This window comes from Candidatus Seongchinamella marina (assembly GCF_026262685.1).
GTDB classification, from domain to species: Bacteria; Pseudomonadota; Gammaproteobacteria; order Pseudomonadales; family Halieaceae; genus Halioglobus; species Halioglobus marinus.
The window spans coordinates 42848-64414 of record NZ_SHNP01000003.1 but is presented as its reverse complement, the minus strand read 5'-3'; the positions used below and the strand labels follow the sequence as shown (position 1 = coordinate 64414).

At 53.6% G+C, this 21567-nt stretch carries 22 protein-coding genes; 9 read left to right on the top strand and 13 right to left on the bottom strand.

Annotated features, from left to right (window positions below; translation table 11 throughout):
• Positions 1–34: 34 nt before the first annotated feature.
• The 3 genes from EYC87_RS08685 to EYC87_RS08675 all read right to left on the bottom strand — a co-directional run bounded on the left by EYC87_RS08685 (position 35) and on the right by EYC87_RS08675 (position 3634).
• Entirely contained in the window at positions 35–1864 is a 1830-nt protein-coding gene (locus EYC87_RS08685) for a hypothetical protein (RefSeq protein WP_279252530.1), read from the bottom strand.
• Between the two features lie 280 nt (positions 1865–2144).
• Positions 2145–2504 (bottom strand): hypothetical protein, encoded by a 360-nt coding sequence (locus EYC87_RS08680; protein WP_279252529.1) that lies wholly within the window; start codon positions 2502–2504, stop codon positions 2145–2147.
• A 62-nt stretch (positions 2505–2566) separates the two neighbouring features.
• A complete protein-coding gene (locus EYC87_RS08675) occupies positions 2567–3634 on the bottom strand; it encodes an SPOR domain-containing protein (RefSeq protein WP_279252528.1) in 1068 nt (355 codons plus the stop codon).
• 116 nt (positions 3635–3750) lie between these two features.
• On the opposite strand from EYC87_RS08675, the gene uvrD reads away from it, so the two are divergent.
• Both uvrD and EYC87_RS08665 read left to right on the top strand, forming a co-directional pair.
• Positions 3751–5904, top strand: coding sequence for a DNA helicase II (gene uvrD / locus EYC87_RS08670; protein WP_279252527.1), 2154 nt, complete (start codon positions 3751–3753; stop codon positions 5902–5904).
• Positions 5905–5917: 13 nt separating this feature from the next.
• Complete coding sequence (locus tag EYC87_RS08665) at positions 5918–7084, top strand: TRAP transporter substrate-binding protein (RefSeq protein ID WP_007230462.1); 1167 nt, start codon at positions 5918–5920, stop codon at positions 7082–7084.
• Here the strand turns inward: EYC87_RS08665 and EYC87_RS08660 are convergent.
• Genes EYC87_RS08660 through EYC87_RS08650 form a run of 3 tightly spaced genes read right to left on the bottom strand, consistent with a single transcriptional unit; the run spans position 7081 to position 9384 of the window.
• On the bottom strand, positions 7081–7473 hold the full coding sequence (locus EYC87_RS08660; RefSeq protein ID WP_007230458.1) for an acyl-CoA thioesterase: 393 nt from the start codon (positions 7471–7473) through the stop codon (positions 7081–7083). The genes EYC87_RS08665 and EYC87_RS08660 overlap by 4 nt on opposite strands.
• Positions 7474–7507: 34 nt before the next feature.
• A complete protein-coding gene (locus EYC87_RS08655; protein WP_279252526.1) occupies positions 7508–8869 on the bottom strand; it encodes a TRAP transporter large permease in 1362 nt (453 codons plus the stop codon).
• Positions 8870–8871: 2 nt separating this feature from the next.
• Positions 8872–9384, bottom strand: a complete 513-nt coding sequence (locus EYC87_RS08650; RefSeq protein WP_040542483.1) for a TRAP transporter small permease subunit — start codon at positions 9382–9384, stop codon at positions 8872–8874.
• Between the two features lie 100 nt (positions 9385–9484).
• On the opposite strand from EYC87_RS08650, the gene yaaA reads away from it, so the two are divergent.
• Positions 9485–10270 carry a peroxide stress protein YaaA gene (gene yaaA, locus EYC87_RS08645; RefSeq protein WP_007230479.1) on the top strand — a complete coding sequence of 262 codons (786 nt, stop codon included), beginning with the start codon at positions 9485–9487 and terminating at the stop codon, positions 10268–10270.
• 7 nt (positions 10271–10277) lie between these two features.
• Positions 10278–10877: a DUF938 domain-containing protein gene (locus EYC87_RS08640; protein ID WP_279252525.1), complete on the top strand. Its 600-nt coding sequence runs from the start codon at positions 10278–10280 to the stop codon at positions 10875–10877.
• A gap of 7 nt (positions 10878–10884) precedes the next feature.
• Here EYC87_RS08640 and EYC87_RS08635 read toward each other — a convergent pair whose 3' ends face one another.
• From EYC87_RS08635 to EYC87_RS08625, 3 genes are read right to left on the bottom strand one after another with little or no spacing between them, the layout of a single operon-like run.
• Positions 10885–12024: a GNAT family N-acetyltransferase gene (locus EYC87_RS08635; RefSeq protein ID WP_279252524.1), complete on the bottom strand. Its 1140-nt coding sequence runs from the start codon at positions 12022–12024 to the stop codon at positions 10885–10887.
• Positions 12025–12037: 13 nt separating this feature from the next.
• Complete coding sequence (gene ubiA / locus EYC87_RS08630; RefSeq protein WP_279252523.1) at positions 12038–12898, bottom strand: 4-hydroxybenzoate octaprenyltransferase; 861 nt, start codon at positions 12896–12898, stop codon at positions 12038–12040.
• Between the two features lie 32 nt (positions 12899–12930).
• The gene (locus EYC87_RS08625) at positions 12931–13587 is read right to left on the bottom strand and encodes a chorismate--pyruvate lyase family protein (RefSeq protein WP_279252522.1); all 657 of its coding nucleotides are present in this window, start codon (positions 13585–13587) and stop codon (positions 12931–12933) included.
• Positions 13588–13790: 203 nt separating this feature from the next.
• Between EYC87_RS08625 and EYC87_RS08620 the strand changes: the two genes are divergently transcribed.
• Together EYC87_RS08620 and EYC87_RS08615 are read left to right on the top strand one after the other, a co-directional pair.
• Positions 13791–15161 carry an FAD-dependent oxidoreductase gene (locus EYC87_RS08620; RefSeq protein WP_279252521.1) on the top strand — a complete coding sequence of 457 codons (1371 nt, stop codon included), beginning with the start codon at positions 13791–13793 and terminating at the stop codon, positions 15159–15161.
• A gap of 10 nt (positions 15162–15171) precedes the next feature.
• A complete protein-coding gene (locus EYC87_RS08615) occupies positions 15172–15723 on the top strand; it encodes a DUF1415 domain-containing protein (RefSeq protein WP_279252520.1) in 552 nt (183 codons plus the stop codon).
• Positions 15724–16082: 359 nt separating this feature from the next.
• Here the strand turns inward: EYC87_RS08615 and arsB are convergent, their stop codons facing one another.
• From arsB to EYC87_RS08595, 3 genes are read right to left on the bottom strand one after another with little or no spacing between them, the layout of a single operon-like run.
• A complete protein-coding gene (gene arsB, locus EYC87_RS08605) occupies positions 16083–17102 on the bottom strand; it encodes an ACR3 family arsenite efflux transporter (protein WP_279252519.1) in 1020 nt (339 codons plus the stop codon).
• Positions 17102–17572, bottom strand: a complete 471-nt coding sequence (locus tag EYC87_RS08600) for an arsenate reductase ArsC (protein WP_279252518.1) — start codon at positions 17570–17572, stop codon at positions 17102–17104. The genes arsB and EYC87_RS08600 overlap by 1 nt, the downstream gene beginning before the upstream one ends.
• Positions 17569–17925 carry a metalloregulator ArsR/SmtB family transcription factor gene (locus tag EYC87_RS08595; protein WP_279252517.1) on the bottom strand — a complete coding sequence of 119 codons (357 nt, stop codon included), beginning with the start codon at positions 17923–17925 and terminating at the stop codon, positions 17569–17571. Before EYC87_RS08595 ends, EYC87_RS08600 begins: the two co-directional genes overlap by 4 nt.
• Before the next feature lie 165 nt (positions 17926–18090).
• Here EYC87_RS08595 and EYC87_RS08590 point away from each other — a divergent pair, with 165 nt between their 5' ends.
• Positions 18091–18678, top strand: coding sequence for a YceI family protein (locus EYC87_RS08590; protein ID WP_279252516.1), 588 nt, complete (start codon positions 18091–18093; stop codon positions 18676–18678).
• 145 nt (positions 18679–18823) lie between these two features.
• Here EYC87_RS08590 and EYC87_RS08585 read toward each other — a convergent pair whose 3' ends face one another.
• The gene (locus tag EYC87_RS08585) at positions 18824–19429 is read right to left on the bottom strand and encodes a YhgN family NAAT transporter (protein WP_279252515.1); all 606 of its coding nucleotides are present in this window, start codon (positions 19427–19429) and stop codon (positions 18824–18826) included.
• 333 nt (positions 19430–19762) lie between these two features.
• On the opposite strand from EYC87_RS08585, the gene EYC87_RS08580 reads away from it, so the two are divergent.
• Together EYC87_RS08580 and EYC87_RS08575 are read left to right on the top strand one after the other, a co-directional pair.
• Positions 19763–20668, top strand: coding sequence for a class I SAM-dependent methyltransferase (locus EYC87_RS08580; RefSeq protein WP_279252514.1), 906 nt, complete (start codon positions 19763–19765; stop codon positions 20666–20668).
• 87 nt (positions 20669–20755) lie between these two features.
• Positions 20756–21544 carry a SapC family protein gene (locus EYC87_RS08575; RefSeq protein ID WP_007230471.1) on the top strand — a complete coding sequence of 263 codons (789 nt, stop codon included), beginning with the start codon at positions 20756–20758 and terminating at the stop codon, positions 21542–21544.
• The last annotated feature ends 23 nt before the right edge of the window (positions 21545–21567 follow it).

Genomic DNA, 21567 nt, shown 5'->3' with positions numbered 1-21567 from the left:
GCCGGGAACTTACAGAAGGAGTCGCCCAGTATAGTTAACGCCGTTTGCTAATCCTTGTTCTACCGAAATTTCTGCGGTCGCGCATTTCTTTGTGAGTCCGAGCACGCATGGCATGCTCACGCGCCAGTTCTGGTGGCGCAATAAACTGACCGGGGCTGAGGCGATTTTTGTTAGGCAAAAGAAGCAGGCTGTCGCAAAGGCCCAAACCCCGCTTTACCGCACCTGGAGAAGGAACTCCATCCAAGTAGCGAGATACGTCGGCCTCATCGAGAATACCTGTGAGCACCAGGCGGGCGCGCTCTCGAATCGCGGGCGTTGCAACCCGGTTAATACGCCCCCACTGAACTGTATATTCGCTGCAGTCAGGGTTATCTGAGCGCGGAACATCGAGGAAAGAGCTCACTCTGTCTAAGCCAAAGTAGTAGTGAGTTAGCACTTCCTCTACCAACATGGCCGTGTCCTCAAACGGGGACGCATAGGCATATAGAGCGCTGGCATCGTCCTGTTCGAACTCCAGCCCCAGCGTTATGGCACTCAGATTTCGAAAGACGGTGGTAACAGGCGCACCGAAAAACAGCACAGATCCAAGGTCATAGAGCAATGCAGAGCGCAGTGGATAGGTATTTAATAATTGCAGGCTGGGACTCAGGCGCTCAAGCCGGTACGTGGCTTCAAGAACTGTCTCATCAGGTAAAACGTCTGATAACAGAGCAGGCGGCATTGCGTCATTGGCGTGAGTTAACTCATGTATCAGCAGGTTGGCGATGGGCCAGATAATTTCGTCAAAGGTACGACTTTGGCCTTCCTCGTACAGATAGGAGGGCCGCCACGCGGACGTGTTTCCCGACACATAAAGCTCTGCAGAAATAAACTTAAGAGTAGAACCGAACTCTGAGCGATAGTCTGGCTCCCAATCAATGGTTTCTCGTTCTGCAGGCGTGAGCCAAAGGTCTTGTGGATCCAGGTAAATGGCGCCGGTGGCAGACGTGTAAAAAGCGGGTCGAATACTTGAGCCTATGACAATGGCAGTGGTGCCGCGAAACATTTTCAACATGTCTGGTGGCAGCGCTGCTAGTACCTGCTTGAAGCGGTCCCCCATCCAGGAATGAGTGACGGTAGTGCGCTGTAAAATTTGGTCAATGTCAGGTTCCGCAGATACCGAGCCCAGAAAGGGCAGAGTTTGAAGCGAGCAAAGCTGGAACGGATCATTAGCGGATGCACAAGCCGCCAACACTTCTGCCCAAGGGCTGTTTTTTTGATAGGGCTTTAGGCTTTTTCCCGACACCCGGTTAGCGAGGCCAAAACTAAACGACGCGCTGGCGATGGTACCGGCGGAGTCTGTTGCAGAGACAAACATAACCAGGTCTCGCACTGAGTAGTCGGCCTTGGGGGAGGAAAACTGAAGCTCATTACCCACTTTTAAAGCGGGGATTATGATTCGCATGTCAGTGGTAGCCATGAAATACCGGGGTGTGCTGTTCAGGCTTAGTCCTTCGATCTCAATACTGCTGAGGGGAACTGAAAGGGTTTTCTGCCCGGGCCCAATGAAGGCATCATAATTCAGCAGTTTGAGTGGACCGCTGTAGTAGGGCCGGTAGCGGGATACCAGCGGTATGGTTTCGTCCTCACCCCAGAGCCGCTCGTCGAGCTTTACCTCGCAAGCCCCTGGCTGATCTCGGCATATTTTTGTCCAGCGACGAAAGCTGTGGCCCGGGGCTGGCACTGGCCAAAAGGTTTCATGAAAGTCTTCTTGAATATCAAAGACGTACCCACTGGAATAAACCTGCCCCGCTTTTTCGCCGTATACGACGCCCTCGCCATTGGTGGCCACAGGCATGCGGCAGGCCGCAAGCAGCGTTAGCATTAAAAGGGTCAAGACGCGACAGGTTTTGCGGCTCGAACTCTGCGGGGTTGAGTTATTCATGAACACAAAGATAGCAGGTGTTAAGGGACTGCACTAAGGGCTTTAAGAGCATGTCCGGCCTTCGCCCCACTAAGTACTGCAATGATGGCGGGCGCAACCACAGGCTGGCGAGAGTATTACCACATTTGGTAGATACCCTAGTATTGCTTTCCGCCGCGGGGGCTACTGGTGTTGATCAGGTGAATCTGGGCCACCGGGGTTCAGGCGGCCCTGAACACAATCAGCCGGGATTCGCTGCTTTGTAAGCGCGTATGGCTGTATTGAACTGGTCAGCAACCGCTTCCTCTGCGGAAACTGCTGCGTTGTAGGTTTCCTGGCTAGCCTTGTAGGCTTCGCCTGCGCCATCCTCGCCTACTTGCATAGCGGCCTCGGCAGTCGCCATTGCGGGCTCCAGGCACTTCATGTAGTCAATGTTTTCACTCTGGAAGGCTTTAACGGCTTTCTGGCCTGCCAGCATTTGCTCCATGGTTGCCGAGGCACCGTCGAGAGCCGCCGGAGCCTCTGGGGCGGTGCAGTCTGCCGCGAGAGCGGATGTGCTACCCAAGGCTAATGCCAGGGCGGTGAGCTTGATTATTTTCATGTGTCTTATCTCTGCCAGTGTTTTGGATTGTGAATTTAACAGGACAATCTGTCCCTGCCAAGTCAGCGGGACTTGCCTACCCAAAGCTTGGGCAGACCGTATTCTTTTTCCAGCGTTCTTGCTATGAATTCGGCAGTGCTCCGGTCAGGAAGTTCCACTACACGAACTCGATAAACCGTCTTACCGCCAATCTGGCCTGTAGCAACGATAACCTTGCCGCTAGAGGGCTGCAGCTTTTTTAACCAACCGTCGGCGGTGCTGCGCTGACTGTAGGAACTGAAGTTGACGAACCAGCCGCTGGCGACAGCACTGCTGTTTACGGCGGGAGCTGGGGGAACCGGCTTGGGCTCAGGCGTTGCTGCTGTCTTTTTCAAGGCTTCTTGCTGGGCGGCCAGTTGTTTTTCCAGGCCGCTGACGATAGCTTGCAAGTTACTGTTTTCTCTCAGGAGTTCCGTAAACTGCTCTTGCAGTTCCACGTTGCGTTCACTGGCTTGGGCGGCAGCTAAACGACTGGCTGCCACGTCCTTTGGCGCTGCTGATGTTGCGAGACTGGCTTGAAGTTGGCGGATTTCCTCCTGCATTGCCGCTCGCTGTTCGATAACGCCGTAGCCTCCAGCCCCCAGAAGAACAAGCGCTAATACTGCGACGATTATCATGCCTAGAGAAATATTCAATTCCCGGTCTTCTTCCTCATAGTCTTTATCCTCATCCATGTCATCCCACTCTTCTTCCAGTTCAAGGTCCCTGAAAATGGGGGGTGCTGCAAGGGGGGGTAAATCGTGGTCGATTGTGGATGGTTCGTCGTCAAAGGCGCTTGAAGGGTTGGGTTCCTTGTCCCAAGGGTCGGATTCAGCAGATTCGTTTTCTGGCTCGCTCCAGGGATCGTCATCGAATGCCCTGGAGGCTTCTTCCTTCAGTTCCCAGGCAGCGTCATGGCTATGCGAGTCCAATTCTTCAGGCTCGTCTTCGTCAACTTCGGTGTAAATGGCAGCGAAATCGCTATCGCGGTCTGAGTCTTCGTAGTCTGACTCTTCTTCGAAGTCGCTGAACAGGGTCTCGTTTTGGCTCCAGTTCGCGCTGGTTTGGTCACCGTCGTTGGTTTCGTTATTATCGTCGTCTCGGTCGCTCATGTCGGACACTGCTCTATTGTCCCGTTTGCGCCGATAGTAGCAGACCTGAGTCCTTTTTCTGTAGTCGTTTTGTCAGCATGGTGGGGTTTGCTCGTTGCCTCGGTTAGAATGCGCCGATGGACGTATCAGACATTCTTTCCCCACTGAACGAGGCCCAGCGCGATGCTGTCGCGGCTGAAAGCCAAAATATGCTTGTACTGGCAGGTGCTGGTAGTGGCAAAACTCGTGTTCTTGTGCACCGCATTGCCTGGCTCATCCGCGCTGAAGAGTTCTCTCCCTGGTCGATTCTTGCGGTGACGTTTACCAACAAGGCAGCGAAAGAAATGCGCAACCGCATTGAGGAAATGCTGCAGATTCCCAGTCATGGCATGTGGGTGGGTACCTTCCATGGTCTGGCCCATCGCCTGCTCAAGGCTCATTGGAAGGAAGCTGGCCTGCCCCAGAATTTCCAGATCCTCGATAGCGACGACCAGCTGCGGCTGGTTAAAAGGGTCTGCCGAGAAATGGAGCTGGATGAAAGTCGCTGGCCCCCGAAACAAGCCATGTGGTACATCAATTCACAAAAGGATGAGGGCCTGCGATCGCAGCATATTGATGCGCCCCATGGCGATCTTTACGCCCAGACAATGCTGCAGGTTTACCGAGCCTACGAGGCAGCCTGTGATCGCACCGGAATGGTCGATTTTGCCGAGCTACTGCTCAGGGCGCATGAGCTCTGGCTCAAGAGCCCAGAGGTTCTGGCCCATTACCAGGGCCGCTTTCGGCAAATTCTGGTAGATGAGTTTCAGGACACCAATACCATTCAATATGCCTGGTTGCGGGTGCTGGCCGGAAAGGATATTCCGGTGATCGCGGTGGGCGATGACGACCAGTCTATTTACGGCTGGCGAGGCGCTAAAATAGAAAATATCCAGCGCTTCGGAGACGACTTTAAGGGTACGCGTACGGTAAGGCTGGAGCAAAATTACCGCTCGACCCAAACTATTTTGCAGGCTGCCAACGGGGTTATCGCCTTTAACTTTGGGCGACTGGGCAAGGAGCTTTGGACCTCGGGTGAGCAGGGTGAGCCGATTAATCTCTACGCTGGATTTAATGAGCATGATGAAGCCCGGTTTGTTGTCGAGCAGATAGAGCACTGGATTGCCAATGGCAACGACCGTGCCTCCGTGGCGATCCTGTATCGTTCAAATGCCCAGTCCCGGGTTTTGGAAGAAGGGCTGATACGAGGCGCGATCCCTTACCGCATTTATGGCGGCCAGCGCTTTTACGAGCGCATGGAAATTCGCAATGCCCTGGCCTATCTGCGTCTCTTGCAAAGCCGCGGCGATGACGCTGCCGTAGAGCGAGTGATCAATACGCCTCCCCGTGGCATTGGCAGTAAAACCCTGGATGTGGTTCGCAGTTGCGCCCGCGCCAGAGAACTGTCGCTGTGGCAATCCATCGAGGCTGTGATTACCGAAAAATTGCTGCCTGCCAGGGCCTTATCTGCGCTTGAAGGCTTCACCGTACTGATCAACGAACTGGATTCCGGTACCGATGATTTAACCTTGGAGGAGCTGGTTGATCATAGTATTGAGCACGCGGGTCTTATCGAGTATCACCAGAAAGAGAAGGGCGAAAAAGGCCAGGCGCGGGTAGAAAACCTTGAGGAACTGGTCTCTGCCGCGAAGCAGTTCGTCAAGGATGAGGCAGAGGAAACCTCACCGTTGCAACAATTTCTTGATAACGCTGCTCTGGACGCCGGGGATGCCCAGGCGGATGAACACGAGGACAGTGTCCAGCTAATGACTTTGCACTCCGCTAAAGGACTGGAGTTTCCGTTGGTGTTTCTGGTTGGAATGGAGGAAAACCTGTTTCCCCACCGGATGTCTATTGAGGAGCCAGGGCGGCTGGAAGAAGAGCGGCGGCTTTGTTATGTGGGTATTACCCGAGCGATGGAGCAACTGACCATTACCTATGCGGAGTCCCGACGCTTGCATGGCAGCGAAAGCTTTAACGCGCCCTCGCGGTTTATCCGCGAAATTCCTGCTGAGCTGCTGCAGGAGGTGCGGATTAATAATACCGTCTCCAGGCCAGTGAGTGCGCTCAGTCAGGCTGCGGTACCCGAGACCGACTTGTGCCTGGGGCAGCGTGTTTACCACCAGATTTTTGGCGAGGGTACCGTGCTAAACTTTGAGGGCAGGGGCAGCAGCGCTCGACTAGAGGTCAACTTTGATGCCGAGGGCAGTAAGTGGCTGGTTTTGCAGTACGCCAATCTGCAGCTGATATAACAAGGAAATTGCAATGGCACAGGGCGAAACAGAAAGGCGCTATTCACCCATCATTATTTTGACCCTGGTTGCGGCTTTGGTCGCGGTGCTGGGTTTGTGGGCGGCAGACAAAGCCGGGAACCAAAATAGTGGTGGCAGTGCCGGCGAGGTCGTGGCGACCTCCAATGAACAGTTTGAGTGGAAGCTGGTGACTACATGGCCCAAGAATTTTCCTGGGCTTGGCTCGGCAGCTGAAAATCTGGCCACCATGGTGGATGAAATGAGCAATGGCCGCCTTAAAATTCGGGTTTATGGCGGCGGAGAGATCGTGCCGGCACTGGGCGTGTTTGACGCGGTGTCTCAAGGCGTCGCTGATGCGGGACACGGCGCGGCATACTACTGGAAGGGCAAGGTCCCATCATCGGTGTTTTTTACCGCCGTACCCTTTGGTTTGAATGCCCAAGAGACGTTCGGCTGGTTGCATTATGGTGGCGGCCTAGAGCTGTGGGAGGAGGCTTATGCACCCTACAACCTGGTGCCCATGGGCGGTGGCAGCACTGGCGTGCAAATGGGGGGATGGTTTAATAAGGAGATCAACTCTATTGAAGATTTGCAGGGTCTGAAAATGCGCATTCCTGGCTTGGCAGGTGAGGTTTTTACTGCGGCAGGAGGCACCTCGGTCACTTTACCGGGCAGTGAGCTTTATACTTCGTTGCAGACCGGGGTTATCGATGCCCTGGAGTGGGTTGGCCCCTACAACGATCGAATTTTCGGCTTTCACCAGGTGGCTAAGTATTATTACTACCCCGGCTGGCATGAACCCGGTTCCGTGCTTGAGTTTATTATTAACAAGGACTCTTTAGCGGCGCTGCCTCTGGATTTGCAGGCCATTGTACGCCAGGCTGCCAGGGCCTCCAGCCAGGACATGCTGGACGAGTACACCGGTCGCAATAACGAATCATTGCGTGAGTTGATTGAGGATCACGGTGTCGAGATCCGCCGGTTCCCGGATGATGTGCTTAAGGCGTTGTGGATGGGTACCCAGGAGGCGATGCAAAAGCTGGTAGCTCAGGATCCGATGGCAGCCAAGGTTTATGCGTCTTACTCAGCGTTTTATAAAGGCGTGCGCAACTATCATCACATTTCAGAGCAGGCTTACATTAACATGCGCGACGTGGTGCTCGAAGATGAGGATTACTAAGCCCTGATGGCCCGGGTGCGACCGTTGTCATCAATGGCCACAAAGACGAACTCGCCCTCTGTGACTTTAATCGGTTCACCATCGTGTTTTGAGTTGATCCAAACCTCTACAATAATTCGAATTGAACTACGGCCAATTTCCAGTACATCACAGTAGCAGGTGACGACTGCGCCCACGTGCACAGGCGTAAGAAATGCCATTGCATCAATAGCAACCGTGGCTACTCGGCCGCCGGCTACTTCAGCGGCAGTCACCATGCCAGCAATATCCATCTGTGACATCAACCAGCCACCAAAAATATCCCCGTTTGGATTGGTATCTTTGGGCATGGCCACTGTTTGCAGTGCCAGGTCTCCATGCGGTACTGGTGTGCTATCGATGTCGTTCATTTCGTTGACCTGATCAGGATTAAAGTGAGCTTTGCTAGCGCTGCATTAGTGAGGGCAGCCAGGTAGCCATTTGCGGCCAGATCCATAGCGCTGCCATCAGCGATAACTGAATGAGTATAAAGGGTACTACCCCGCGGTAGATAGCCCCGGTGGGTACCGACTCCGGAGCCACCCCGCGCAGGTAAAACAGGGCAAAACCAAACGGTGGCGTGAGGAATGAAGTTTGCAGGTTGAGGGCAATCATAATGCCCAGCCAAACCGGATCCAGGCCCATGGCTAGCAGGATGGGGCCCACGATGGGGACAACCACGAAGGTAATTTCGATGAAGTCGAGGATGAATCCCAACAGGAAAATCACCAACATCACCACCAGCGTTGCCCCCATGACACCACCGGGCATTGCCACAAAGAAGCTGTGGATCAGTTCTTCTCCGCCAAAGCCACGAAAGACCAGCGAAAATATTGCCGCACCAATCAGGATCATAAATACCATGCAGGTGACTTCCATGGTGCTTATTACCGCTTCGCGCAATCGCTGCACGTTCATTTGACCCCTGATCAGTGCTAACAACAAAGCGCCTGCGGCACCAAAGCCCGCCGCTTCTGTTGGCGTGGCTGCCCCCAGCAATATGGAACCCAATACCGAAGCAATAAGCAGTAATGGAGGCACTAAGCCGCGGACGATATCGCCGACAGACACCTCTCCCTGTTCTGCCGGGGGTGCTGCTTCGGGGTTGAGTTTGGCATAGACCACAAGGTAGAGAATATATAGCGCAACCAGCACCAGGCCTGGAATTAGTGCCCCCATGAACAAGTCGCCTACAGAAACCGTTTTTGGCGAGAACACATTCATTTTTAACTGCGCTTGCTGATAAGCATTGGCGAGAATGTCTCCCAGCAGTACCAGGGCAATGGATGGGGGAATAATTTGTCCCAGCGTTCCAGTGGCACATATCGTGCCCGTGGCAAGTGAGGGGCTGTAGCCTGCGCGGAGCATGCTGGGCAGTGATAACAAGCCCATTGTGACGACAGTGGCGCCAACAATCCCGGTACTGGCAGCAAGAAACATACCCACCACAACGACCGATATACCCAGGCCGCCTCTCATGGCCCCGAACAACTTGGACATGCTGTCGAGCAGCTCTTCGGCGATGCGGGATTTTTCCAGAATCGTTCCCATAAGAATGAAGAGGGGTACGGCGATTAAGGTGGTGTTGTTAATAGTGCCAAAGACACGGCCTGGAAATGCCGCTAAAAAGCTAGCATCAAAAACACCGCTGAGAATGCCCCCTACAGCGAAGACCAGGGCAGTGCCTGCCAAGGTGAAGGCCACAGGGTAACCCAGCATTAATAGCAGGCAGACACCCAGGAATAGGTAGAGGGAAAGATATTCCATAGTCAGGTATTACCCTCGACCAGCTCTAAGGTGCTGCGCAGGGTTTCTGCCAGGGCCTGGAGTAGCAGATTAATGCCCATCAGGGGTATCAGTGCCTTTAATAAATATACGGCAGCGATGCCGCCCAGCTCAGAGGAGGTTTCTCGCATGGCCCACGATTCATTGACGAAGTTCCAGCTAACACCGACGATAAACAGGCAAAGCGGAATCAGGAAAACTACGCCACCCAGCGCGTTTATCCATGATTTGCCCCTGGCGGAGAACTGACGATAGAAAATATCGACTCGAACATGGGCGCCGTGCTTGAGCGCGTAGGCGGTACCCAACATGAATAGCGTTGCGTGCATGTAGGTAACCAGCTCCTGGGAAAAAATGGAGCCGGTATTGAATCCATAGCGCATTATTACGATCGCGGTGATCAGTAATGCCATGGCCAGCGCCAACCAGGCCAGCACGCGGCCGGAGCGATCTGTGAATGCGTCTATGGTTTGCACCAGCTTGTGCACAAACGACATGATAATCAGGTCTTTTTTATTAGTCGGTGTGCAGAGTATCATAGCCTCTTTGGGAATGGGGACACCCCATAGCCCAGCGACTCAAGACAGGCGAAATGCTATGCTGACTGTGATTTCTCCAGCTAAAACGCTGGATTTTGATACACCACCTACAACCCGCAAAACGACCCAGCCTTTATTTCTGGAGCGTGCCGGTGAGCTGGTGGCCGACGCCCGGGAAATGAGCCCGGACGATATACGCGGGCTGATGGGCGTGAGCGAAAATATTGCTGAACTAAACCACGCCAGATTTATGAATTGGTCAGCGCCATTCAGTCTCGATAATGCCAAGCAGTCGATCCTGGCATTTAAGGGAGATGTTTACACGGGCCTGGAAGCAGAAACATTGAATACGGCTCAATTGGGCTTTGCCCAAAAGCACCTGAGTATCCTGTCAGGGCTTTATGGCCTGCTGCGACCCCTGGATCTGATGCAGCCCTATCGATTGGAAATGGGCCTGAAGTTTGCCAACCGCGGCGGCAAGAACCTCTATGAGTATTGGGGCGATGACATATCCCATGCGGTCAACAAGCAGTTGAAAAAGTCGGGCTCTGCAGTGCTGGTCAACCTGGCGTCCAATGAATACTTCAAGTCAGTGAAAGCAAAACAGTTAGAAGGTGAGATTATTACGCCTGTGTTCAAGGACCTGAAGAATGGTAAATATAAAATCATCAGCTTTTATGCCAAGAAAGCCCGGGGACAGATGGCTCGCTTCATTATCGATAAGGAATTAAACGAGCCAGACGGAATAAAGAAATTCCGAGTCGACGGCTATCGGTTTAATAAGGCTGAATCCACCGCCAGGGATTGGGTGTTTACCCGCGACGAGGCACCCGGCGGCAAGTAGACCGCTGATGTGTTCACTGCCGTATTCCCAGGCCTGCGAGAATAACAAGGGGCCTATTCTCGACGTTCTTTCGCGAGTTTTTGTCTCTTGCAGGGACGTGCTGGAAATGGCCTCGGGCACGGGTCAGCACGCCACCTGGTTCAGCGCCCAGATGCCGTTTCTGCAATGGCAGCCCACAGAAATGGCGCAGCACATTGAAATCCTGAAACCCCGCTGCTCGCAATACTCGGGCGCTAATCTTCTTCCACCTAAAGCGTTGGATGTCAGCGACAGGCCCTGGCCTGTGGAGGCAATCCCCGACGCACTGTTCAGCGCCAATAGTTTGCATATCATGCCCTGGAGCTCGGTAGAGGCCTTGTTTGGGGAGCTGGGTGACCGGGCTCGTGCCAACACCTTGTTGGTCATCTACGGACCGTTCAATTATGGCGGGCAATACACTGCTCCAAGCAATGCCCGGTTTGACCAGCGACTGGCGCAGCAATCACCTGTCAGCGCAATTCGGGATTTTGAAAAGGTGGACGCACTGGCCAGCAATGCCGGCTTTGAATTGAGAGAGGATATTGAGATGCCGGCCAACAATCGCCTGCTGGTTTGGCGCAAAGACTGATCGCCGGCTACTGTTTGAAAGGTAATAGTGTGGCAGCGTCCTTGAGATAGGCTTCATTGTGCGGCTTTTCCCTGCGAGTGAAGTCCCCTACTGCAGCAGACAGTTTGGAGTCTGCGATCCAGTGATTTGAAAACGTTGCGACAGGACGAAACCCGCGTTGAATTTTGTGTTCGCCCTGAGCGCCCGGATCGAACCGCTTTATGCCGTGCTCGATACAAAATTCAATGCCCTGGTAATAGCACGCCTCGAAGTGCAAACAGTCAAATTCCTGTTCACACCCCCAGTAACGGCCGTAAAGCGTGTCAGCCGAGCGGAAATAGAGAGCGCCAGCGACCGGCTCACCGTCCTTTTGCGCCAATACCATGATTACCTGGTCGCCCATGGCTGCAGCCACTTGGGTGAAGAACTCCCGGGTCAGGTAACCGCCGTGACCACTGCGTTTCGCATAAGTGTATTGATAGAAGTGATGAAAGCGTTCCCAGTTTTGCTCGCCAATGTCATCGCCGACCAGTGTTATCAGTTGTAGACCTTGTTCCTGTACTCTCCTGCGCTCGCGCTTAAGCGATTTCCGCTTACGACTGCTGAACTCTGCGAGGAAATCATCGAATGTCTCGTAGCCGTTATTGAACCAATGAAACTGGGTCGCTCGCCTTTGATGTATCCCGAGCTCCAGCAAATCCTCAGACACAGCTTCCTGTGGAAATAGCAGGTGCCAGCTGGATAACTCCTGCTGCCGGGAGAACTGTTCCAGAGCGCGAATGCTGATGGACCATGCTTCTTCAGAACTGAGTTCTGGCAAATGGCAAAGCCTGGGGCCGGTGGCTGGCGTGAAGGGTATTGCACTGACCAACTTCGGATAGTAGCGCAGGCCGTTTTGCTCCCATGCCTGTGACCAGGACCAGTCGAATACGTACTCTCCGTAGGAATGGGACTTGAGATAAAGGGGCATGGCGGCAACGGCGCGCTGGTCATCCCGCAGAAGCATATGGCAGGGTTGCCAGCCGTTCTCTGCGGTAGTGCAGCCAGACTCTTCCATGCCCAGCAAAAACTGGTGGCGCAGAAACGGATAGTCGATGCCACACAGCCGCTCCCATTCATCTGGGTCGACTTGAGACATGCTGGTAATAAATTCAGCGTTTAATGGCACCGCGGTTCCGGGGTTAGAGGGCGAAGTTAAGGACCAGACCTGCAAAAATGACAGCGCCCACCCAGTTGTTGTGCAGGAAGGCCTTGAAGCAGGCGTCGCGTTCACGTTCGCGTATCAGGTATTGATGATATACGCACAAGGCAGCCGCTCCGACCAATGCAGCGTAATAAGGCATGTGCAGACTGAAGCGATCACCTGCGATCACCATCAGGATGAGAAAGGTGGTTTGCAATAAACCAATAATGAGTCGGTCATGTTGGCCAAACAAGATGGCGGTAGATTTAATACCCACTGTCAGGTCGTCTTCCCTGTCGACCATGGCGTATTTGGTGTCATAGGCCATCGTCCAAAGCAAATTGGCTAAATAAAGTAACCATAAATTAGCCGGCAGATCTCCCGTTTGGGCGGCGAAAGCCATGGGGATACTCCAGGAGAACGCTGCCCCCAATACTACCTGCGGCAGGTTCGTATACCGTTTCATAAAGGGATAAGTAGACGCCAGTGCTACGGCGATGAAAGACAGCTTAACCGTCAATGGGTTGGTGAACAGGACCAGCACAAAGGCAGCTGCAAGCAAGCCGATGAACAGCAATCTCGCCTCTGTCGCCGAAACAGCGCCTGTGACCAGCGGTCGCTGCGAGGTGCGGCCAACATCGCCGTCCCAGTGGCGGTCTGCCAGGTCGTTGATCACACACCCGGCAGACCGCATCAGGAAGGTGCCCAGGGTGAATATAATCAGCAAATCCCAGTCTGGCATTCCATCTGCGGCAATCCATAGCGCCCATAGCGTGGGCCATAGCAGCAGCAAAGTTCCAATCGGCTTGTCAAAGCGAATCAGTTGCAGTAGTGCCTGGAATTTGGGTTGAGCCAACATTTTTGGTGCGTCTGGGGGATCAAGACCTAAGCTTACTGTTTCGGGCCAACAATTGCAGCGCTGACTTTTCCTCGCTGGGTGCGGTGCACGGGCAGTACCGCCGACCAGGGGCTAAAATCTTTCAGGAACACCTCGCTCACCATGAGGTTGGCGTCCCGTATCGAGAACCGTGAACGGCGGGCCCAGGCGTCATCCTGCTGGTGCAGCGGTGCAGGTATGTAGTCGCAGTCCCCTCCAATGCGTGCCACTTCAAAAGGGCTGCGGCGCATAGCGGCATTTTTGAACAAAATGGCCCCCAGCGGTCTGTTCTGCAACCGTCGCAGGTGAGCCAAACTACCGGTCAGGCTGGAGATCGGCAAAACGCTGCGAGCGAACACCACAGCGTTGTCCCCCTGCCGAAGCGCAACTTCGCGAATAATAGCCAGCTGTCGATGCCCAATCTGAAGCAACCGGCGCTCGGAGGCTAGCGGCACCTCCCAGCCCTGGTAGAGCCGCAGTACCTGAAAGCGTCCGCGTTGCTGATCAATTAGCCTGCCGGTGAGCGAGCCATCATCCAATAGCCAGCGGCGAACGTTTGGGTCCAGTGCACCCGTTGTCAGCTGTTTTACCGGACGCCAAAGGGGTTCAACACCGACACGGTGGCTAGCGCGAAGGGGGTGGGCATTGGCAGGGGGGTGGTGTTGAGTCATGGCAAGGCGAGGATGCGTTATCGGAGTGCCCCTTGCAAGGCGCAAGCTGGCTTAATTTGCCATCCCGGAGAGTACAGATTGCCCTTGCACAATTTTCACACAACCCTATAGTGTTGCCTCCCCAATTTTTGTTTTTCCCTGAGCCTTTAAGTGACCGGTGGGGAAGGACTTTCCAGAATTAGAGAGAGCAAGCGAGAACGACGATGAGTAGATGGGAATGTATTGTCTGTGGCCTTATTTATGACGAAAAAGAAGGCTGGCCTGATGACGGCATTGCGCCGGGAACCAAGTGGGAAGACGTACCCGAAGATTGGCTCTGCCCTGATTGCGGTGTCGGCAAGGAAGACTTTGAGTTGCTGGAGGAGTCTCCGGTAGACGCCACACCACACCACGAGGAACCAGTTGTTGATGAGGTTCATGCGCCGGTGGTGATTATCGGTACCGGTCTTGCAGGTTATGGTCTGGCCAAAGAGTTCCGCAAGCACGATCAGGACACCCCCCTGATCCTGATTACATCCGACGATGGCCGCTCCTATTCCAAGCCGATGTTGTCGACAGGCTATACCAAGGACATGTCTACCGACGACCTGGCGCAGATGGACGCGGGCAGTATGGGCCGCATGCTCAAGGCCAGCGTCTGGACCATGACGAAAGTCAGCGGTATAGACACGGTCAATCAGCTGATTAAAGTGGGAGACGCAGAAACCGCTGTGCACTACAGTAAATTGGTGTTGGCATTGGGAGCCGACGTGATTCGTCCGCCCATCGAAGGAGATGCGCTGGACAAGGTCTACTCCGTCAATGATTTGCTGGACTACGATGATTTCCGCGCAGCAATGAAGAAAAACGACGTCAGGAAAGTTTGCCTGATTGGCGGCGGCTTGATTGGCTGTGAGTACACCAATGACCTGATTAATGGTGGTTTCGAAACTGAAACCGTCGATCCCCTGGGGTACTGTTTGCCGACATTACTGCCAGAGCCTGCGGGCAGGGCCGTGCAAACCGCACTGGAAGAAAAGGGCGCCAAGTTCCATTTCGGGCCACTGGTCACCGCCGTTAACAATGCGGAGAACGGTGTTAGCGTCAGCCTCAACAATGGTGAGATTATTAGCGCTGACCTGGTGGTTTCAGCGGTGGGCGTACGCCCGCAAACTGCACTGGCCCAGGAATCAGGCATCGACATCAACCGAGGTGTTGTGACAAATCGTTTGCTGGAGACTAGCGCTCCCAACGTTTATGCCATGGGTGACTGTGCTGAAGTGGATGGCCACGTCCTGGTATATGTTGCACCTTTGATGGCTCAGGCTCGCGCTTTGGCCAAGACCTTAAGTGGCGAACCTACCCAGGTGAGCTATCCAGCCATGCCGGTGACAATCAAGGTTCCCGCCTGTCCAGTGTCCGTTGCGCCACCCGCTCAGGGTGCTGAGGGCGAATGGGCGGTTGAGGCCGATGGCTGCAACGTGAAAGCTGAGTTCCGCGACGCTAGCGGAGCCTTGCTTGGTTTTGCCCTTACCGGCGAGGCCACCAAACAGAAAATGGCACTGCAAAAGGAACTGCCGGCCATTATGGCCTGAGACAGGCCCAATGCCTGATTCAAGGCGCGCAGAGCAACAGACCCGCCGCTGGCTCGAAGAGTTTGTGGTGGGGCTGAACCTTTGCCCCTTTGCCAAGCCGCTGCTGGGCTCCGAACAACTGCGTGTTGCCGTGTGCGAGGACGCGAACGATCAGCCTCTGCAAGCCTTCGTTCTTACTGAACTGGATCGACTGCAGTCGACGCCCGAAACTGAAACAGCGACCAGCTTGCTGGTATTCACCGGCGCATTGGCTGATTTCGATGACTACTTGGCGTTTCTGGATCATGTTCAGGAGCTCGTATACCAGTCTGGCCTGACGGGCATTGTGCAGTTGGCAAGCTTTCACCCAAATTATCAGTTCGAAGGCGAGCCGCAAGACGCCGCCAGCCATTTCAGCAACCGTTCACCCTGGCCGACTATTCATCTTATTAGAGAAGATATGCTGGAGAGGGCGTTAGCAGATTTCCCCGACCCAGCAGGCATACCGGAGCGAAATATAGCAACCCTGGATGCATTGGGAGCGACTGAGTTACAGGCTCGCTGGGAAGCGATAAAGCGTTAGGTAAACAAAAGTCGAGGCCGGATTCGGAGTAAGCTTACATAACCGGCCGATTAACAGCACCTTGTCACTTTTTCCGCTGACTCCTTGCGCTCGGAATACCTGTCCACCAGAAACTCGGCATTATCCCGAGTCAACAAAGTAAACTTCACCAGCTCTTCCAATAGCCGGGCGCTTTCTTCCACTACCAGCCGACTGAAGGAGCGCTCGCGCAATGATCCGTACAGAAGCAATATTCACGGAGGGTGAGTTGAATGTGTCCTGGGTGTCAGATTACCTTGCGTAGGAGTAACCGTTTGTTCGGCGACAATGTTAGGTAAGTTTTGCATGGGATTTCATTTTTTCATTTAAAGAGTAAGGCGTCAGGACTGGCTGGCTGCAGAAGGAAACCAGTGTCGGGTGTTATTGGCGAACTTCACCAGCGATAACATAACGGGAACTTCCACCAGCACGCCAACAACGGTGGCCAGCGCAGCGCCAGAGTGCAGGCCAAACAGCGAGATCGCGACCGCTACCGCCAGCTCAAAGAAATTACTGGTGCCAATCATCGCCGCAGGCGCCGCCACGTTGTGGGGCAACTGCATGCGCTTTGCAGCCAGGTAGGCAATAAAGAAGATGCCATAGGTTTGAATCAGCAGTGGTATAGCGATCATTACGATGCTTTCTGGATTGGCAATAATGGTCTGTGCCTGAAAGCCAAATAGCAGCACCACTGTGGCGAGTAAGCCCATGACGGACAATGGCTTCAGCCGTTGCACAAGCACGGAAACCTGATTGTGCAGAAAGCGCCGGGTCAGGTAGCCCGCTAGAAGAGGCAGCACAACATAAAGACCCACAGACAGCAGCAGTGTTTCCCAGGGCACGGTGATGTCAGTGACCCCCAGCAAAAATGCCGTAATCGGTGCGAATGCGAAAATCATGATGATGTCGTTAACCGACACCTGTACCAATGTGTAGTTGGGGTCGCCCTGAGTGAGCTGGCTCCAAACAAAGACCATGGCTGTGCAGGGCGCTACTCCCAACAAAATCATGCCGGCGATGTACTCGTTGGCAGTTTGCGGGTCGACCCAGCTGGCGAAAAATACCTTGAAGAATAACCAACCGATAGCCGCCATGGTGAAGGGTTTAACCAGCCAGTTGATCGTCAGGGTTAGTGCCAGCCCTTTCGGCTTTTTGCCGATATCTTTGATTGCCGAGAAGTCCACCTGAATCATCATCGGGTAGATCATTAACCAGATTAGTACGGCCACCAGCAAATTAACGTGGGCGTATTCCCAGCGGGCAATCTGGGCGAAAGTAGAGGGGGAGAGGTTCCCTAATACTACCCCGGCGACAATGCAAAGGCCGACCCAGAGGCTGAGGTAGCGTTCAAAAATTCCCATTAGTCTGTTCCTAAAGCGTTTAGTAGTGCAAGCCGCTTAGCGTTGTCCATAGACTGTAGGTTGGAGGACAGCAGTGTCTCAATGCGCACGCGCAGTGTTGAAATAGTTTGCTTAAACGCGCAGGCGAGTTCTTCCTCGTTGCCGTCTAGACGCGAGGGGTCGGCCAGCCCCCAGTGCGCCTTCAGTGAATTGCCAAACCATAGCGGGCAGTGCTCTGCAGCTGCTTGATCACAGACAGTGATCACTGCATCGGGCTGCCACGCCTCATGTTCATCCCAGGACTGGCTCTGCAGGCCCGATGTGTCTATTGCAGCTTGTTGCAGGTACTTGATCGAAAGAGGATGGACTTGCCCCGATGGCTGGCTACCTGCAGATCGGGCCTCAAGTGCGCCTTGTCCGTATTGATTGGTCACCGCCTCAGCAATAATGCTGCGGCAGCGGTTATGGGTGCAAATAAATAAAAGCTTCATGCGGCGTCACAACATAGCTTGCTGTTGCGTTGAGGCCGGGAGCCCATATCCTTGAGCCGCGTGCAGCCACTGGCAGTCAGTTCGAGATTGTCATTAGCAGTGGCGGTGATAATGGCTCTGGCCCATTCGGGTAGCGACTCATCAATAGCGTAATAGATCCATTGTCCCTCCCGTCTGGTGTTAAGCAGGCCGCTGTCGCGTAGCTGCGCCAGGTGGCGAGATACCTTTGGCTGGCTGGTATTGAGCGCAGCGGTGAGCTCACACACACAGAGCTCGCCCTCGGAGTGAACCAGCAATACAGTTTTTAGCCGGGTTTCGTCCGCCAGGCATTTAAATAGTGACAGTGGGCTCATGAAGGCTCCTCTAAAACGGCTGCGCATCATATACGAATTAACATATATATGTAAATTCGAATATAACAATTGGCCGGGTAATACTTGGTTGATGCTGTTGCGAGGGCTAGGATAGGGGCTGGTAGCGCCTGCATCGTGGCGGTAATCACTGACAAGAGGGTTAAAATGAAAAGCGTCATTTGGAACATGGGGTTGCTGTTAATTGGTTTGCTTACAGCTGCGCAGGCTGCGGCGCAGTGGGAGCTCGATGGCGAAAGGTCCAGCATCAATTTTATCTCGATGAAAAACGCGGCCATCGCTGAAACCCACAGCTTCACTTCGCTGGTTGGCTATATTGGCAAGACCGGCAATGTGCAGTTGAACATAGACCTGAACAGCGTAGAAACCCAGGTTCCTATTCGCAACGAGCGTATGCAAAAGCTGCTATTTGAAACGGCAGAGTTTCCCAGTGCCAGAATATCAGCGGATGTAGATCCGGCGGTTTTGGCGGCGGTCATCGAGGGTGGAACAGTGGGCACTGAAATTCCCGTTACGCTGAGTTTGCACGGGCTGGAGCAAGAACTTGCAGTTGCTGTCACCGTGTTTAGTGACGGCGGCAGCCTGCGCGTTATCAGTTCCAGGCCACTGCTGCTGCGTGCGGCTGATTTTGGTCTTGCGGACGGTATTGAGGCACTGAGAGAGATAGCTGGGCTTAAAACGATCAGTACTGCCATCCCAGTGACATTGAACCTGCATTTTCGGCATGCTCCCTAGCGCAATAAAACACCTGTAGCTGCAAGCTTATGGTGTCTTCTTACATCTAACCGATCTGGGTGAAGGGCTATGGACATGCGCAGCTATAGTCGCAGCAGCAGTTAAGGCTGTTTAATGACTTGCAGCCGGCATTTGGTGTCGGCCGTTAACCAGCTCCACCGGCCTGAAGATGCAGAAAGCTTTCAACTCCTTCGAAGAACATTTGTACCGAGATAATGACCAATAACATGCCCATGAGTCGCTCAACAGCGATCAGGCCTCGATTGCCCAGTGCTTTGAGTAATATTGGCGCGCTCATCAAAATAACCGCAGACGCTGCCCAGGCGCCAACCAGTGCCAGCGTCCAGTCAAACATGCGATTGGGGTCGGAGGTTACCATCAACATCGAGATGGCGAGGGCAGATGGCCCGGCAACCATGGGAATGGCTAACGGCACGATAAAGGGCTCACCCTCTGGTTGCTCACCCATCAGGCCATAGGGGCTGGGGAAGATCATGCGTATGGCGATCAGGAACAAGATGATTGCGCCCGCAATACTAATGGACTCTTGACGCAAACCCAGCAAATTGAGCACTGCTTCTCCGCCCCACAAGAAGACAAGCAGCACCACTAGTGCTATTAACAATTCTCTGGCTAAAATCCATTGGCGGCGCTTTTCATCAACATCCTTGAGGATGGATAGAAACACGGGAATGTTGCCCAGTGGGTCCATGACGAAAAGCAGCGTCACAAATGCGGTGAGTGTGTCCAAAGCTCATTCCTTTTTCGAGTCTGTAGGGAGAGGCGACGTGACGGATGTTGAAACCAATAGAGGGTAAGTTGTCTCGCCCCCGCTTGTCTACATCGCACAGATTAAACTGCCGTGGTGCTGTCTCTTGTTCACTGCAGGGTCGGCGGTGCAGTGTGTAGGTCGGGCAATAACATTCGGCCAGTTCTCTGGGAGCTTAAACAAGTGCATTGATGCTCTACTCTGGTGCATGAATTGGGTTAATCTGTGGCCCACTGAAGCGGTATCGACTTAATACAACCGTGCTTTAATCGATGACTTTTTTTAGATGAACTTTATTAGCGTGCAGGATCAGGTATGACCTCGGAAAACCCGTGGACTCTTTATTGGCAGAGCGGAAATTTATACAGCTGCATCGCGTCGCAGGATGCAAAAGACCAGACATATATTGATGAGTTCTGGGCGGAATTTGCCAAGGGTATGGCTCAAGGTGCACAGCTGTTAGACCTCGCGAGCGGCAACGGTGCAGTGCCAGTTGCTCTTCTGGCAGCTAACACAAGTTTGTCTATCAGCGCTGTCGATCTGGCAGATATTGCGCCTGAAAGACTGGCAGAAAAATTCGACACCTTGGGTGAAGTACAGTTTTTCCCGGAAACAGATATCTGCGATTTACCGTTCGACGATGCCCGGTTTGACGGGGTAACCAGTCAATTCGGGCTAGAGTATGCCCCACAGTCTCTGGCCTTACGCGAAGCTGCAAGGGTCTTGAAACCCGGCGCACCCATGCGCCTGTTGCTGCATCATAACGAAAGTGGAATCGTGCGCCCGGCGGAGACGGTGATCGCAGAAATAGAAGCGTTAACACGCCCTGATGGATTGATTGAACATCTTAAGCGGTTTGTGCGAGAGCAGGGTGAGCTGAGAGATTTAGAGGCTGCGGGTCGCGATTATCTAGATGATCCGGCGGGCAAATCGAAGCACATTTCGGGGCAGATTATGGCGGGCATAAGTCGGGTTATAGATGATCGCCAGTCGTTTCCTGAGCGGGCCCTGGCTCTGGCTTCCGGCATGGAGCAGCGTTTGGTTGCCGAGTCAGTTCGCCTTTCTCAATTGCGCAGTGCAGCTTTAGATGAAGCCAGCGCTTCATTATTGCAGATGGCAGCCATCGAAGCGGGGTTTGGTAGTGTTAGTATCGATGAGCAGTTTGTAGGAGACCAGGATCCCGCGCTAGTGGGTTGGGCGTTGCATGCACTGCGCTTATAGCAGTCATCACCAGATGCGATTGAACAGATGCCACCGAAGACGCGAGAGGGTATCATTTAGCTTAATTAATCTCGGGAATAAGCAGACATGACAGACTCTTCGCAAGCAGGCGCAACAGCGGGCATTAGAGCGCCCAAGGGAACAATGTTTCTCTATGAGCAGCCAGAGTTTCTGAACAGGGAGGATCACGGAAAGCTGGGCTGGCGAGGCATCGATAAGCCGTTTGAGTTCGCTGCCGGAATACGGTCGGTGCCGCTGGTGGCTTCTGAGATAAGTTCTGCACAAAAGTTTTACCCTGTGGTTTTTTCCAGCAAGGAAAATGGAGTGCCTTTGGCGGTATTGTCGCTCATGAAAGATCGAAACATGTTTACAGATGAAAACGGGCAGTGGGAAGCAGGCGCTTATATTCCTTCTTATCTGAGGCGGCATCCGTTCGCTACGGCGATGGGTCCTGATGACCAGTTTGCTATTGTGATTGATCGCGCCGCCAAAGCCATCGTCGAGGATTTTGAGACCCCTTTCTTTGATAGCGATGGCTTATCGGCACAAACCCAACAAATGGTCGAATTTTGCGGCCAGTTTGAGGCCGAGCGTCGCAGAACCAAAGAGTTCAGCGACACGCTGTCGGAGCTGGGCCTGCTATCAGAGCAACAGGCCAGGGCCGGCGGAAATGAGGAATCTCAATCGATCGGTAGTTATTTCGCGGTAGACGTAGACAAGCTCAATCTGTTGTCTGCATCTGATTTGAGCGATTTGCATCAGAAGGGATACCTGTCCTTCATTTTTGCTCACGTATTCTCATTGGAAAACTGGAGTCGATTATTGAACCGACGTGTCAAACTGATTGCTGAGGCTGACGCACGCGCAGGGCTTTAGTTTATTCTTTGAAAATTTAGGGG